This is a genomic window from Embleya sp. NPDC056575, from assembly GCF_042793325.1.
In the GTDB taxonomy this organism is placed as follows: domain Bacteria; phylum Actinomycetota; class Actinomycetes; order Streptomycetales; family Streptomycetaceae; genus Embleya.
In genome coordinates this window covers 65,477-79,390 of the sequence record NZ_JBHTVA010000030.1, presented here as the reverse complement: position 1 = coordinate 79,390, position 13,914 = coordinate 65,477, and the positions used below count along the sequence as shown (strand labels likewise).

Annotated in this window: 14 protein-coding genes; 8 read left to right on the top strand and 6 right to left on the bottom strand. The window is 70.9% G+C overall.

The window, feature by feature from the left end; all coding sequences use genetic code 11:
• The first annotated feature begins 47 nt into the window (after window positions 1-47).
• Window positions 48-623, top strand: a complete 576-nt coding sequence (locus tag ACFRCG_RS24075; RefSeq protein ID WP_380034572.1) for a TerD family protein — start codon at window positions 48-50, stop codon at window positions 621-623.
• A gap of 93 nt (window positions 624-716) precedes the next feature.
• Here ACFRCG_RS24075 and ACFRCG_RS24070 read toward each other — a convergent pair whose 3' ends face one another.
• Window positions 717-1,076, bottom strand: a complete 360-nt coding sequence (locus tag ACFRCG_RS24070) for a signal peptidase I (RefSeq protein ID WP_380034570.1) — start codon at window positions 1,074-1,076, stop codon at window positions 717-719.
• A 427-nt stretch (window positions 1,077-1,503) separates the two neighbouring features.
• On the opposite strand from ACFRCG_RS24070, the gene ACFRCG_RS24065 reads away from it, so the two are divergent.
• Together ACFRCG_RS24065 and ACFRCG_RS24060 are read left to right on the top strand one after the other, a co-directional pair.
• A complete protein-coding gene (locus tag ACFRCG_RS24065) occupies window positions 1,504-2,268 on the top strand; it encodes an SDR family oxidoreductase (RefSeq protein ID WP_380034569.1) in 765 nt (254 codons plus the stop codon).
• A gap of 213 nt (window positions 2,269-2,481) precedes the next feature.
• Entirely contained in the window at window positions 2,482-2,874 is a 393-nt protein-coding gene (locus ACFRCG_RS24060) for a helix-turn-helix domain-containing protein (protein WP_380034567.1), read from the top strand.
• A gap of 52 nt (window positions 2,875-2,926) precedes the next feature.
• Here the strand turns inward: ACFRCG_RS24060 and ACFRCG_RS24055 are convergent, their stop codons facing one another.
• Complete coding sequence (locus ACFRCG_RS24055; RefSeq protein ID WP_380034566.1) at window positions 2,927-3,337, bottom strand: VOC family protein; 411 nt, start codon at window positions 3,335-3,337, stop codon at window positions 2,927-2,929.
• 177 nt (window positions 3,338-3,514) lie between these two features.
• Here ACFRCG_RS24055 and ACFRCG_RS24050 point away from each other — a divergent pair, with 177 nt between their 5' ends.
• From ACFRCG_RS24050 to ACFRCG_RS24035, 4 genes are all read left to right on the top strand, one after another.
• A complete protein-coding gene (locus ACFRCG_RS24050; RefSeq protein ID WP_380034564.1) occupies window positions 3,515-4,510 on the top strand; it encodes a Zn-ribbon domain-containing OB-fold protein in 996 nt (331 codons plus the stop codon).
• A gap of 73 nt (window positions 4,511-4,583) precedes the next feature.
• Complete coding sequence (locus tag ACFRCG_RS24045) at window positions 4,584-5,651, top strand: lipid-transfer protein (RefSeq protein WP_380034562.1); 1,068 nt, start codon at window positions 4,584-4,586, stop codon at window positions 5,649-5,651.
• The gene (locus ACFRCG_RS24040) at window positions 5,648-6,805 is read left to right on the top strand and encodes a thiolase domain-containing protein (RefSeq protein ID WP_126636393.1); all 1,158 of its coding nucleotides are present in this window, start codon (window positions 5,648-5,650) and stop codon (window positions 6,803-6,805) included. Before ACFRCG_RS24045 ends, ACFRCG_RS24040 begins: the two co-directional genes overlap by 4 nt.
• A 106-nt stretch (window positions 6,806-6,911) precedes the next feature.
• A complete protein-coding gene (locus tag ACFRCG_RS24035; protein ID WP_380034560.1) occupies window positions 6,912-8,036 on the top strand; it encodes an NAD(P)H-dependent flavin oxidoreductase in 1,125 nt (374 codons plus the stop codon).
• Between the two features lie 216 nt (window positions 8,037-8,252).
• Here the strand turns inward: ACFRCG_RS24035 and ACFRCG_RS24030 are convergent, their stop codons facing one another.
• The 3 genes from ACFRCG_RS24030 to ACFRCG_RS24020 all read right to left on the bottom strand — a co-directional run bounded on the left by ACFRCG_RS24030 (window position 8,253) and on the right by ACFRCG_RS24020 (window position 11,526).
• Entirely contained in the window at window positions 8,253-9,383 is a 1,131-nt protein-coding gene (locus ACFRCG_RS24030) for a hypothetical protein (protein WP_380034558.1), read from the bottom strand.
• Window positions 9,384-9,599: 216 nt separating this feature from the next.
• The gene (locus ACFRCG_RS24025; RefSeq protein WP_380034556.1) at window positions 9,600-10,697 is read right to left on the bottom strand and encodes a P1 family peptidase; all 1,098 of its coding nucleotides are present in this window, start codon (window positions 10,695-10,697) and stop codon (window positions 9,600-9,602) included.
• Window positions 10,698-10,803: 106 nt separating this feature from the next.
• On the bottom strand, window positions 10,804-11,526 hold the full coding sequence (locus tag ACFRCG_RS24020; protein ID WP_380034554.1) for a TetR/AcrR family transcriptional regulator: 723 nt from the start codon (window positions 11,524-11,526) through the stop codon (window positions 10,804-10,806).
• A gap of 166 nt (window positions 11,527-11,692) precedes the next feature.
• On the opposite strand from ACFRCG_RS24020, the gene ACFRCG_RS24015 reads away from it, so the two are divergent.
• Window positions 11,693-13,210 carry an MFS transporter gene (locus ACFRCG_RS24015; RefSeq protein WP_380034552.1) on the top strand — a complete coding sequence of 506 codons (1,518 nt, stop codon included), beginning with the start codon at window positions 11,693-11,695 and terminating at the stop codon, window positions 13,208-13,210.
• A gap of 98 nt (window positions 13,211-13,308) precedes the next feature.
• Here ACFRCG_RS24015 and ACFRCG_RS24010 read toward each other — a convergent pair whose 3' ends face one another.
• Complete coding sequence (locus ACFRCG_RS24010; protein WP_380034550.1) at window positions 13,309-13,884, bottom strand: DUF4383 domain-containing protein; 576 nt, start codon at window positions 13,882-13,884, stop codon at window positions 13,309-13,311.
• Between the last annotated feature and the right edge of the window lie 30 nt (window positions 13,885-13,914).

The window sequence follows — 13,914 nt, the reverse complement described above, 5'->3', positions numbered from 1 at the left end:
AGTAGCGTCGTCCGCGACGTCAAACATCCTCTGGAAGGACACCATCCATGGCCGTGAGCCTGAGCAAGGGCGGAAACGTCTCCCTCACCAAGGAGGCCCCTGGCCTGACCGCCGTCGTCGTCGGCCTCGGCTGGGACCTGCGCACGACCACGGGCGAGGACTTCGACCTCGACGCGAGCGCGATCGTCGTGAACGCGACCGGCAAGGTCTACTCCGACCAGCACTTCGTGTTCTTCAACAACATGAAGACCCCGGACGGCTCCGTCGAGCACACCGGCGACAACCGCACCGGTGAGGGTGAGGGCGACGACGAGCAGATCAAGGTCAACCTCGCCGGCCTGCCCGCCGACGTGGACAAGGTCGTCTTCCCGGTCTCGGTCTACGACGCGGACAACCGCAAGCAGTCGTTCGGCCAGGTCCGCAACGCGTTCATCCGCGTGCTGAACGCCGCGGACAACGTCGAGCTGGCCCGCTACGACCTCTCCGAGGACGCCTCCACCGAGACGGCGATGCTGTTCGGCGAGCTGTACCGCGCGGGCACCGACTGGAAGTTCCGCGCCCTCGGCCAGGGCTACGCCTCCGGCCTCGCGGGCATCGCCAAGGACTTCGGCGTCAGCGTCTGACCCGAAAGCACCCCTCGAACGCCGGCCGGGCAAGCCGATCACCCCGGCCGGCGTTCGCCGTTCCGGCCCCCGTCGACGGCGCCGGGTCGGCCTTCAGTGCCCGGGGATGGACGGCCAGCGGATCGTCACGACCACCGAGTCCTCCTCGGCCGCCCAGGAGTGGTCGATTCCGGGCCCCCAGACGACGTAGTCGCCTTGGCGTGCCAGGGTCGTGCTGCCGGTGGTGAGATCCAGCCGGAACCGCCCCGACACGAGCAGAAGCATCGTGGTGCGCCGATCGCCGGCGGTCCATTCGGGGCGGGCCTGGCCCGCCGGATGGATGCCCCACTTCACTTCGAGATCGCCGGTGGCGCGGACGCCGCCATTCACCGGATCGACGAAGTGCCCCAGAAGCCACCCGCGATGCCGGTCGGCGTCGTCATTGGCGTTGCCGCCGTACCAGTCGTCCGCCACTTACAACCTCATTTCGATTGAACGTTTCCCATCTCGCTCAGCTTCAACAGGTGCGCGAGCTGTTGTCGCAGCGCCTCGCGTCCACAGAATGCGCCGGCCGGCGCAGATTGGGAGAGTGTGGCGACGAGCTTCACCTGTCCCGACGTGACTACGTGTTGCCTGCGCTGCCGCGGTCGACTGGGGCCAGGTGGCGCTCGGGCCGCGGTGGGCGGAGGTCGCCTTCGTCGGGTCGCACCGATCGCGGGCTGACGGGTGGCTCTCCGCACCTGTCGGAGTCGGGCCGGGCGGTCATCCGTGGGATGGCCGCCCCCTTGAATCGGTGCCGAAACTCGCGCGGAAAAAAATTCGCAGTCACACTTTTCGCGAGGGCTCCGTCAAGGAAACAGAGGCCCCGGAACGAGCCGGGGCGGTTTTCGAAGGAGTCGTCATGAGCGCATCGATCCTGGTCACCGGCGGTACCGGCACCCTCGGCAGCCTGATCGTCCCGCAGCTGCGCGAGGCCGGTCGCGAGGTCCGCGTGCTCAGCCGGCGTGGCGGCACCTCGGCCGACGGCGTCGAGCAGGTGCGCGCCGATCTGCTCAAGAACGAGGGGATCGACGAGGCGGTGAAGGGCGTCGATACCGTGCTGCACCTGGCCGGTGGCGCCAAGGGCGACGACGAGGCGACCCGCAACCTGGTGCGCGCCGCGAAGGACGCCGGTGTGCGGCACCTCGTGTACATCTCGGTGATCGGCGCGAACACCATGCCGATCGGGTACTTCCGCGCCAAGCTCGGCGCCGAGCAGGCGGTGACCGGGTCCGGGCTGCCCTGGACCACCCTGCGCGCCGCCCAGTTCAACGAACTCGTGCTGAAGATGATGGGCTCGATGACCAAGTTCCCGGTGGTGCCCAACCCGGGCGGCCTGCGCTTCCAGCCCGTCGACGGCCGCGATGTCGCGGAGCGCATGGTCGAACTCACCCTCGGCGCCCCGTCGGGCCTGGTCGCCGACCTGACCGGCCCCAAGGTCTACACGATGGGCGAACTCGCGCGCGGCTACCTCGCCGCGGCGGGCAAGCGCCGTCTCCACCTCCCGGTCCGCATCCCCGGCAAGATCGGCCGCGCCTACCGCGCGGGCGTCAACCTGTCGCTCGACAAGGCCACCGTCGGCACCCGCACCTGGGAGGACTTCCTGGCCGAGCACGTCGGCCGCTGACACCCGACCGGCACCCCGACGAGCGCGCCGCCCCGGCGGGAGCCGGAGCGGGCTCGCCGGCGGAGTGTTTCGACCGCGCGACCGAGCCGTGGACTCGCGACGGAGGTCGCGGCGGAAGGCGAGGTCACGGGTGCCTTCCGCCGCCGTGCGCCGTAGGCGCGGGTACGGCGCGCGTCGATACCGGCCCTGAACGAATCGTGATGGGATGGCCCCGTGAGCCGTGCCACCGAGGACACCAACCGCCGCATGTTGCGGGCCCGCGACGCGATGGACCGCGCGTACGCGCAGCCGCTGGACGTCCCGGCCCTGGCCCGCATCGCGCACGTGTCCGAGGCGCACTTCACCCGCACCTTCCGGGCCACCTTCGGTGAGACGCCGCATCGTTACCTCCAGCGGCGCCGGGTCGAACGGGCGATGTTCCTGCTCCGCGAGAGCGACCGCAGCGTGACCGACATCTGCTTCGAGGTCGGCTTCGCCAGCCCCGGCACGTTCAGCCGTACCTTCCACGACATCGTCGGCCGATCACCGCGCGCCTATCGCAAGGAGGCGGTGGCCGCCCGGGTGCCGACCTGCTTCACGATGGCCTGGTCCCGCCCGAGCGCCTGACCCCCCGAGCGCCCGCGCCCGACCGCGCGCGGCGGACCGGGCGCCGGCGTCCTCAGGTGTTCGGCTGGGTGAACCGGATCCGGTTCCCGAACGGGTCACGCAGCCCACAGTCGACCCCGTACGGCCGCTCGGTGGGCTCCTCGGTGAACTCGACGCCCTTGGCCAGCAGCGTCTCGTAGGTCTTGCGGCAGTCCGCGGTGGTGAAGATGAGCCAGCCGCCCATCGCCCCCTTGGTCACCAACTCGCGCACCTGCTCGGCCGTCTCGGCGGACATCGACGGCGGGCCGGGCTTTTCGAGCAGGATCTCGCGGCCGGCCTCGCCGGGGATGCCGACGGTCAGCCAGCGCATGAAGCCCATGTCGACGTCGGCCTTGACCTCCAGGCCGAGCTTGCCCACGTAGAAGTCGAGTGCCTCGTTCTGGTCGAGGACGAAGATCTGTGATTGGAAGATCGTGGTGAACATGGCCCCAACGCTAGTTCGCCGTCCGGCCGAAAACTTATCCAAAACCGCTGAGTCGACCCGTCGCTCCAGGGCTCTCGAACAGCCCCGGAGAGAACATGTTTTCGCTATCCATTGACCTCGTCAAGGAACCTTACCTATCGTTCGGCCGGTGGCCGACCTCGTTCCAAGGCCGAGAGGATGACCGTGTCGACACAGACCGTCAGTACCATCCAGTTCCCCTACAAGCGCACACTCGGGCCGGTCATGGGCCGCTTCTTCTCCGAGTTGACCGCCCGTCGGATCGTCGGCATCCGCTCCGGCGAGCGCGTGATCGTGCCGCCGATGGAGTACGACCCGGAGACCGGGAACGAGCTCGCGCGCGACTTCGTCGAGGTGGGTCCCGCCGGTACCGTCCGGTCCTGGACCTGGGTCGCCGAACCGATCGCGTCGCACCCGCTGGACCGCCCGTTCGCCTTCGTCCTGATCCGCCTGGACGGCGCCGACACCGACCTGGTGCACGTGCTCGACGCGGGCGCCGAGGACGCCGTGTTCACCGGCATGCGGGTCGCGCCGCGCTGGCGGGACGAGCCCGTGGGCCGGATCGACGACATCGTCTGCTTCGTCCCCGGCGAGCATGCCGAGGCCCCGGAGGGCGAGCCCGGCGAGGCCCAGGAGGTGACCACGATGGAGTACTTCTCCACGATCACCTACACCGACGTGCTCTCGCCCACCCTGGTCCGCTACGCGAGCAACCTGCGCGCGGGCAAGCTGACGGGTCAGCGCTGCCCGCAGTGCAACCGGGTGTTCCTGGGCCGGGGTTACTGCTCCGTGGACGCCATCCGACTCGGCCCCGAACTGGACGAGGACCTGCCCGACCGGGGCGTGGTGTCCAACTACACCATCGTCACCCCCACCCCCTACCCCGGGCAGAAGGAGACCGAGCCGTTCGCGCGCGCCTCGGTCGTGCTCGAAGGTGACGAGATGGTGATCGCCCAGCAGCAGATCCTGGACCTCCCCGTGTCCGAGATCCGGGTCGGCATGCGGGTGCAAGCGGAGTGGATGCCCGAGGCCGAACGCGACGCCGCGGAGATCACCAGCAAGGGCTGGGGCACCGTCGCGGGCTTCATCAAGGGCTGGCGGCCCACCGGCGAGCCGGACGAGCCCGCCGAGCAATACATGAACCGGGTGTTCTGATGACGACACGTCACATGACGGCAGGTCAAAAATGACGACACGTCAAAAGGCGGGCGAGACAAGGGAGACGGCAGTGCGGCAGGACAGCGACATCGCGATCGTCGCGACCGCGCAGCTCCCGGCGGTACGCCGGCAGGAGCTCACCGAGACCGAGATGTTGCTCATCGTCGTCGACGAGGCGCTGGCCAAGGTCGGGTTGCGGCGCTCCGACATCGGCTTCAGCTGCCAGGGGTCGTGCGACTACATCTCCGGCGGCACGTTCTCGTTCGTGCCGAACCTCGACGCGATGGGCGCCTGGCCGCCGATCCACGAGTCGCACGTGGAGATGGACGGCGCGTGGGCGATGTACGAGGCGTGGGTGCGGCTGCGGCACGGCGACATCGACATCGCGGTGGCGATGGGCTCGGGCAAGTCCTCCACCGGCGACCCGGCCGCGATCTACCCGCTCGAACTCGACCCCTACTACCTCGCGCCGCTCGGCCTGGACCCGGTCTCGCTGGCCGCACTCCAGGCCCGGCAGCTGATCGAGTCCGGCAAGAGCACCGAGCGCGAACTCGCCGAGATCGCCGCGCGCTCGCGCCGGGACGCGGCCGGCAACCCGAACCAGCAGGTACGCACCGCCGAGCAGGACGTGGACAAGCTGCTCGCCGAGGGCTACCTGCGCAACCCGCTGCGCCGGAGCGACCTGCCGCCGATCTCGGACGGTGCCTGCGCGGTGGTCCTGGTGCGCGGCCCGCGGGCCGCCGAACTGACCGAGCGCCCGGCCTGGATCACCGGGATCGACCACCGCAGCGAGGTGCACAACCCCGCTCTGCGCGACCTGACCGACTCCGCCTCCACCCGGCTCGCCGCGACGCGCGCCGGCGGCGTGGCCGGCGTCGAAGTGGCCGAGCTGATGGCGCCGTTCACCGCGCAGGAGGTGATCCTGCGCCAGTCGCTCGGCCTGGCCGACGACGTCCTGATCAACCCCTCCGGCGGCGCGCTCACCGGCAACCCGCTGATGGCCACCGGCCTGGTCCGGATCGCCGACGCGGCCGAGGCGATCCTCGTCGACGGGCGCTCGCGCACGCTCGGGCACGCCACCTCGGGCCCGGCACTCCAGCAGAACCTCGTCTGTGTCCTGGAAGGTGACAACCGATGACCCATGAGCGCGTTGCCGTCGTCGGCATCGGCCAGACCAAGCACAAGAAGCGGCGCGACGACCTGTCGATCGCCGGGCTCGTCCGCGAGGCCGCCCAGCGCGCGCTCGACGACGCACGGATGACGTGGAGCGACATCGACGCGGTGGTGATCGGGAAGGCGCCCGACATCTTCGAGGGCGTGATGAAGCCCGAGCTCTACCTCTCGGACGCGCTCGGCGGCGCCGGCAAGCCGGTGTTCCGGGTACACACCGCCGGCAGCGTGGGCGGATCCACCGCGATCGTGGCCTCCCACCTGATCAGCAGCCGTGTCCACAGGCGGGTACTCGCGGTCGCGTGGGAGAAGCAGTCCGAGGGGAACGCGCAATTCGGCCTGGGCGGCGGCAAGTCCGGCTCGATCGGCGCGGGCGGCGCGTTCGCGCCGTGGATTCGCGCCTACATCCGCAAGTCCGGCGCGCCCGAGCACATCGGCTGGCAGGTGGCGGTCAAGGACCGGCAGAACGCGCTGCGCAACGAGTACGCGCATCTCCAGCTCAAGGACATCTCGATCGACAAGGTCCGCGAGTCGCCGATGATGTGGGACCCGCTGCACTTCCTGGAGTCGTGCCCGTCCTCCGACGGCGCCGGCGCGATCGTGCTCACCGACGAGGCGGGCGGCGACGCGGCGGCGGCCGACGGGCGGGCGCCGGCCTGGGTCCTGGGCACCTCGATGCGCTCCGAGCCGTCGTCCTTCAACGGCCGCGACCCGATCCGCCCGCAGGCCGGCGTCGACTGCGCGTGGGACGTGTACCGCCAGGCCGGCATCACCGACCCGCGCCGGCAGATCGACGTGGCGGAGTTGTACGTGCCGTTCTCCTGGTACGAGCCGATGTGGCTGGAGGGCCACGACATCGCGCCGGTGGGCGAGGGCTGGAAGATGGTCGACCGGGGCGAGACCGCCTTCGACGGCGACTTCCCGGTCAACCCGTCCGGCGGCGTGTTGTCCTCGAACCCGATCGGCGCCTCCGGCATGCTCCGCTTCCTGGAGGCGGCGCTCCAGGTCCGGGGCACGGCCGGCGAGCACCAGGTGGACGGCGCGAAGGTCGCCCTCGCCCAGGCGTACGGCGCGGCGGCGCAGTACTTCGCGATGTGGGCGGTCGGTACGGACAAGCCGTAGCGGGACGCGTGCCGCCCCGGCGCAAATGGTAAGGCTCCTTGACCTTGATTTGGTCAAGGAGCCTTCCTATTCTGGGGCCTTCACCCGGTGACCGGAGGTTGTGCCGATGAAGCCCCCCATCTGCGCGAAGCTAGGGATCGAGTTCCCGATCTTCGCGTTCTCCCACTGCCGCGACGTGGTCGCGGCGGTCAGCCGAGCCGGAGGCTTCGGGGTCCTCGGCGCGCTCGCGTTCGACCCCGAGCAGCTGGAGGTCGAACTGGCCTGGCTCGACGAGCACACCGACGGCAGGCCGTACGGCGTCGACCTGGCGATCCCGATGGCCTACATCGGCAAGGGCGGCGGCGAGGCGGCATTGCCCGCCAACCTGGAGAAGCTGATCCCGGAGCAGCACTGGAAGTTCGTCGACGAACTCCTGGAGGCGCACGACATCCCGCCGCTGCCCCCGGAGTTGGCGGACCGACCGGTCAAGGCGGCCGGGCTGAACGTGGACCTGGAGTCGCGCGCGCAGATCGAGGTCTCGCTGAAGCACCCGCTGGTGAAGATGTTCGTCAACGCGCTCGGCCCGCCTCCGGCCGACATCATCGACGCCTGCCACGCGGCGGGGGTCCTGGTCGGCGCTCTGTGCGGCAGTCCCCGGCACGCGCAGAAGCAGGTCGAGGCGGGCGTGGACGTGGTGGTCGCGCAGGGCACCGAGGCCGGCGGACACTGCGGCGAGATCTCCACGATGGTGCTCATCCCGCAGGTGGTGGACACGGTCGGCCCCGACATCCCGGTGCTCGCCGCCGGCGGCATCGGCGGCGGCCGGCAGATGGCCGCCGCGCTGGCGCTCGGCGCGCAGGGGGTGTGGACCGGCAGCCTGTGGCTCACCGTCGCCGAGGCGGACACCCACGAGGTCTCGGTACAAAACCTCCTGGAGGCCAAGTCCACCGACACCGTGCGCTCGCGCGCGATGACCGGCAAGCCCGCCCGCCAGCTCAGGAGCGCGTGGACCGAGGCGTGGGAGGACCCGGCCAACCCCGACCCGCTGCCGATGCCGCTCCAGGGCATCGTCTTCAACGCGGCGTCCCGGCGGTTCACCCGGACGAAGAACAAGGAGCTCAACGGCTGGCCGGTCGGCCAGGTGGTCGGCATGCTCGACCGGGTCCGGCCGACCCAGGAGGTCGTGATGTCGCTGGTCGAGGAGTGGATCGAGACCACGGAGCGGCTGAACGCGTTCCTGGCCGACGACTGAGCCGGACCGCTCCGGCCGAGACCGGCCGGGCCGGGCGCGCGGGAGGACTCGCGTGCACGGCCCGGCGGTCGGCGGGTCACGGGAGTGAGTGACACCGGTCCCGCGCCTATGCATACCGCGAACTGTCCCGGTATTTCAGCAATTTACAAGTTTCGGGTACATCAACCGTGCATGTCCGGTAAAGTCCGCCGGCTGCACCGGAGGCGGGCCCCGACGCTACGGCGCCACCGAGTCCCATCCCGTGAACCCCGACGGGTCGTGCCGCCCGAACGTGCCGTGCTCGAAGATGCCCGACCCCTCCGCGATCAGGGCGCCGTCCGGGCCGAGCAGCCGAGCGGTGGCCACGTGGTCGATCACACCGAACGGGATGCGCTTGGCCACCTCCGGGTCCTTCTGCGCGTACACCGCGCCGTCGAGGTAGTCCTCGCCCTTCCACTGCCCGTGCCCCCAGTCGGGGTCGCCGCCGTAGCCCGCGCCGACGTTGAGCGCGATGTACCCGTGGTTCTCCAGACGCAGCGTGAGCGCGTTGCGTTTGCGGTCGGTCAGATGGATGTCGGCGCCCTCGGGGTGCCGGGTGCCGGGCGTGTACCGCACGTCGAACTCGGGCCAGCCCAACTGCTCGGGCGCCTTCCCGGAGGCGATCGGGTACATCCGGATCGCCTCGGTCAGGAAACGGTGCCCGTCGGCGGATTCCTGCGCGATGATCATCAGCGCCTGGTCGCCCAGGTGCAGCGGGATCCAGTTCCACCAGAACCCGGCGGTCCGCGCGGGCCGTCCGGCCGGCGGCGCCTCGCCCGACGGGCGGATGCCCCACGAGCGGTCGCGCGAGCCGGACCAGGTCCGCGGGGTGACCGTGATCTCCTCGCCGTCCAGGGTCACCGTGCCGGTCCAGTCGCCGATCTGGACGAAGCGCGACGCGTCCAGCATCGGCTTGAAGTCGCCGCGCTGCACGTGTCGAGGTTCCGGCAGCGGTGCGAACGGCGAGGTGAAGGTGAGGTCGATCGTGATGCCCTGCTCCGGCGCGTCGCACACCACGCGCACGCTGGACAGCGGCTCCAACACCTCGATGCGGTACGGGCCGACCTCCTGCCGCATCCGGTCCGGGCCGAGCGCGCCCGACATCCGTACCGCGTGCTGGCGACCGTCCCGGCGGACCACCACGTACGCGTCGATCACGCCCAGGTTCGGGTAGACGCCCAGGCCGGTGGCGATCTGTACGCCGCCCGTGCGGTCGTAGGCGTGCATGATGCAGCGGTCGTAGAAATTCCGGTCGGTCGAGCCGACCTCGCTGTGGAACAGCGGGACCTGGTGGACCGGATATTCGTCCAGGGGCACGGGGATCGGCATCGGGTTCCTCCTGACCACGCGCCGACGGTGCGCCGACGCGTCGGGCTGGTTCGAGACGTCGTGCGAGTCTGCGGCAAATCATTGACACAATCAAGCGTCGCGGCGGACCCGGATCGGGGTGCCCGATCGTCTTCCAACCGGGCCGGCCGGACGCCGAGTTCGGCCTCTTCCCCGATCACGTCGGCGGACGGCGACAGGGCACCATTCGCCGAAGCGTCACCCCTCGTATCGACAGGTGGAATCGGGATAAAGATCGCGATACGCCGGCACCGACCCGCCGCGCTTCGCCGCGAGCACCCCGTGCAGGACGGCCCGGCCGAACACGTCCGCCGCCGCGGCGTGCAGCAGGGTCAGCGCGGCGGCCTCCTCGTTGACCCCGTACGGCGTGGTCGGGTCGAGCGCGGGCAGCGGGACGCGGGCCGTGGACACCGCGAAGATCGTGTCGCCGTCGTAGAGGGTGTGCACGGGACGGATCGCCCGGGCCAGCCCGTCGTGCGCGACGCCCGCCACCTTCTGCGCCTGGGACCTGGTCAGCGTCGCGTCGGTGGCGACGATCCCGATCGTGGTGTTGAGCGTGGGCGGGGTCTGCGCCGCGGCCGCCGCGCGGGTCAACGCGGCGGCGTGCTCGGCGTGTTCGGGCGGGGTGAGCGGGAACTCGCCGGGTAGGCCGAGGCCGACCGCGTAGGGCAGCCCGCCGATCGGGTCGACCGGCGACCCGGCCGCGTTGACCACCGCCAGCGCGGCGACCGTGACCCCACCGGGCAGCACCACGCTCGCCGTACCCACCCCGCCGCGCAGGCCGCCGACCATCGCCCCCGTGCCCGCGCCCACGCTGCCCGTCGGCACCGGCGCGTGCTCCGGTTCGGCGTCCGCCGCCGCGATCGCCGCCCGCCCGAGCGCCGCGTCGGGCCGCCGCCGCCAGTCGCCGCCGCGCCCGAGGTCGAACAGCGAGGCCGCGGGCACCACCGGCACCACCTGGTGCGGCTCGGCGCCGACCGGGAACCCCCGCCCGCGCTCGGCCAACCACGCCACCGCCCCGCCCGCCGCGTCGAGCCCGAACGCACTGCCCCCGCTGAGCACGATCGCCTCGATCCGCGGCACCAGGTTGCGCGGATCGAGCGCGTCCAACTCGCGCGTGCCCGGTGCGCCGCCGCGCACGTCCACCCCCGCCACGAAGCCGCCGACCGGGCCGAGCAGGACGGTGGTCCCGGTCATCGCGCCCGCGTCGGTGTACGCCGCGTGCCCCACCCGCAGCCCGGCCACGTCGGTGATCGCGTTGCGCGGTCCGGCCTTGAATTCCCCGATGTCGAACATGAAGCCTCCCGAGAACGTCGGACCGTGCCGCGGTCCCTGTTCCCCATGCTGCTCCACACATATCGGCGGGGAGCCGGCGCGACGGGGTGTCGCCCTCGAGTCCGGGTCAGGACTCCCGCTCGGAGTACGCGATCAGGCCGAGCAGCAGCACGTCGATCCCGAACGCGAAACGCTCGTCGCCGTCGCCGCTGGTCAACTCGGCGCCCAGCGAGGCCAGTGTGGGGAAACGGGCCGCGGGCAGGGTCGTGAAGTATTCCCGGATCCGCGCGTAGTAGGCGCCGCGCTCGGCGTCGGTCGAGCCGTGCCCGGCCTCCGGCCCGCCCAGTTCGAGGCCGGACATCACGGTGTACATGGACAACACGTCGGCGGCGAACGCGCAGACCCGCTTGGACAGTCCGCCCGCGCGCAGGATGGCCAGCAGCCGCTCCGACGAGTGGAGCGAGTTGGGACCCATCGGCACCGAGCCGATCGTGGCCCGGCCCAGGTCGCGGTGTGCCGCGTAGACGTCGCGGATCGCGAACATCGTCTCGCGTAGTTGCTCGCGCCAGCGCTCGGGATCGGCGACCGGGATCCGCACCTCCCCGTTGACCCGGTCCACCACGAGTTCGACGAGTTCCTCCTTGTTGGCGACGTAGGCGTACAGCGAGGCCGCCCCCGTCTCGAAGCGCTGGGCCACCCGGCGCATGCTCAGCGCGTCCATGCCCTCCGCGTCGATGATCTCCAGCGCGGCGGTGACGATCGCCTCCTGCGACAGCGCCGGTTTGCGCGGCCCCCGAGCCTTGGGCGTCGTGCGCCACGGCGGCAGGGGTACTTCGGGAGCCTCGGACACGGCGCCACCTCCTCGACCAATCCCACGAATCCTGCGACTTTACGAACACTGTACTTGACTCGAACATCGTTCGCACCTAAAACGGTGTTCGAGACAAGAACACTGTTCGAAACACGAACGGCGTTCGAAAGCCGGAATGGAAACAAAAGGGGAGACGGGGGAGACGATGGACACCGACGTCACCAACGCCGCGCCGGCCGCGGCCGAGACGGGGAAACGCACGTCGTACCGCTTGCGCTGGATCGGCCTCGCGGTGGTCATGGGCGCCGACATCATGGACCTGCTCGACGCGACGATCGTCAACGTCGCCGGTCCCGGCATCCGAGACGCGCTCGGCGGCAATTCCACCCACCTGCAGTGGTTCTCCGCCGCGTACACGCTCGCGTTCGCGATGTTCCTGATCACCGGCGCCCGACTGGGCGACATCCTGGGTCGGCGGCGGATGTTCCTGATGGGGGTGACCGCGTTCACCGTCACCTCCGCGCTGTGCGGGCTGGCCCAGTCGCCGGAGATGCTGATCGGGGCCCGCGGCCTGCAGGGGTTCGCCGCGGCGATGATGGTGCCGCAGGCGCTCGGCCTGATCCGGGACATGTTCGACGAGAGCGAGGTCGGCGCCGCGTTCGCGGTGTTCGGCCCCTCGATGGGGCTGGCCGCGGTGCTCGGCCCGATCCTGGGCGGCGTGGTCATGGACGCCGACCTGTTCGGCCTCGGCTGGCGCGCGGTGTTCATGGTGAACGTGCCGCTGGGCCTGTTCGCCCTGGTCGCCGGCGCCCGCGTGGTGCCCCGGCCCGAGCCGAGTACGAGCACCCGCCGACCCGGCCTCGACCTCGTCGGGGTCGTCCTGGTCACCGCGGCGATGATGCTGCTCGTCTACCCGCTCGTCCAGGGCCGCGAAGAGGGCTGGCCCGCCTGGACGTTCGGTTGCCTGGCGGCCTCGCTGCCGGTGCTCGGGCTGTTCGCCTGGTACGAGGTGCGCACCACCCGTGCGGGTCGCGACGCGCTGGTCGAGGTCAGCCTGTTCGCCAATCGTGCGTTCACCGGCGCCCTGGCGGTCGGCCTGATGATGTTCGCCTCGATGATCGGCCTGATGCTCGTGCTCGGCGTCTACCTCCAGATCGGCCTGGACTGGTCCGCGACGCACGCGGCGCTCGCGCTGATCCCGTGGTCGCTGGGCTCGACCGTCGGCGCGGGCCTGGCGGGGGCCGTGCTCGCCGCGAAGTACGGCCGTCGGGTGCTGCACGCGGGCCTGGTGGTCGGCCTGCTCGGGGTGCTCGGGACCGCGGCCACCATCACGATGCACGACGGCCCGGTGAACACCTGGATCCTGCTGCCGGCGACCGCCGTCGCGGGCTTCGGGTTCGGGCTGCTGATGGCGCCGTTCTTCGGGATCGCGCTGGCCGGGGTGGCCGATCACGAGGTCGGCTCGGCCTCCGGGGTGCTCAACGCGGTGCAGCAGCTCGCGGGGGCGCTGGGGGTGGCACTGTTCGGAACGCTGTTCTTCACCCACGTGGAGGACAACGCGCCCGCCGCACACAGCCTGGACGCGGTGCGCGGGGTGTTCGACGACGCGTTCACGGTAGGCGCCCTCGGCAGCGCCGCCGCCCTGGCCGTGGCGTGGGGCCTGGCGTTCCTGATGCCGCGCTTCGAGCGCCCGCCCGGCTCGGAGGGGGCGGCCGGGCACTGAGCGTGCGGGCCCGCGGCGGCGAGTACGCGCGAAGGCGCCGGAACGGGATGCTCTCCGTTCCGGCGCCTTCGCGTACGGTGATCGCCGGCCGGGGCGAGTCAGTGGCTGCCGGCGACGCCCGGGCGGGACGAACCCGTACCGAGCGCGGACGCGCCGTCGCGGGCCAGGACCGAGGCCCGGCTGCGGAAGGCGTCCTCGCGGGCCGCCTGCTCCGGGTGGCGCGAGCGCCAGTACGGGTTGTCGTGCGGCAGATGGCCGCTGACCCGCCCGTACAGGCCGAACGTCATCACCAGCAGACCGACCACGAAGCTGAAGATGACGTTCGGCATCTTGAAGGACAGGTAGTTGATGTCGGATGTGCCGATCAGACCCAGGTTCACGAAGCCGCTGATCACGAACAGCGCGCCGACCACGATGTTCACCGTCGAGGCGGTGTTGCCGCCGATGATCGCGCCGATGATCAGGATCGCGCCGACCACGACCGAGATCAGGCTGAGCGCGCCGTTGGTCGACATGCCCGCGACCTCGCGACCGGTGGTGGAGAAGAAGCCGACGTTGTGCGTGAAGCCCAGGATGCCGAACACGATCAGCGCGAAACCCATGAAGCCGCCGCCGTACCGGTAGACCTGCCCGAGTCGATGGTCGACCGGCAGTGCCTCGTCCAAGCCCGTCATGGCCGCCTCCCAGCATCCGGTATGCGTGAA

Bases quoted from the DNA above. Each gene is read 5' to 3' on its own strand.
- ACFRCG_RS24075 (WP_380034572.1), top strand. From the start codon at position 48: ATGGCCGTGAGCCTGAGCAAGGGCGGAAACGTCTCCCTCACCAAGGAG.
- ACFRCG_RS24065 (WP_380034569.1), top strand. From the start codon at position 1,504: ATGAGCGCATCGATCCTGGTCACCGGCGGTACCGGCACCCTCGGCAGC.
- ACFRCG_RS24055 (WP_380034566.1), bottom strand. From the start codon at position 3,337: ATGTTCACCACGATCTTCCAATCACAGATCTTCGTCCTCGACCAGAAC.
- ACFRCG_RS24050 (WP_380034564.1), top strand. From the start codon at position 3,515: ATGACCGTGTCGACACAGACCGTCAGTACCATCCAGTTCCCCTACAAG.
- ACFRCG_RS24040 (WP_126636393.1), top strand. From the start codon at position 5,648: ATGACCCATGAGCGCGTTGCCGTCGTCGGCATCGGCCAGACCAAGCAC.
- ACFRCG_RS24035 (WP_380034560.1), top strand. From the start codon at position 6,912: ATGAAGCCCCCCATCTGCGCGAAGCTAGGGATCGAGTTCCCGATCTTC.
- ACFRCG_RS24030 (WP_380034558.1), bottom strand. From the start codon at position 9,383: ATGCCGATCCCCGTGCCCCTGGACGAATATCCGGTCCACCAGGTCCCG.
- ACFRCG_RS24025 (WP_380034556.1), bottom strand. From the start codon at position 10,697: ATGTTCGACATCGGGGAATTCAAGGCCGGACCGCGCAACGCGATCACC.
- ACFRCG_RS24015 (WP_380034552.1), top strand. From the start codon at position 11,693: ATGGACACCGACGTCACCAACGCCGCGCCGGCCGCGGCCGAGACGGGG.
- ACFRCG_RS24010 (WP_380034550.1), bottom strand. From the start codon at position 13,884: ATGACGGGCTTGGACGAGGCACTGCCGGTCGACCATCGACTCGGGCAG.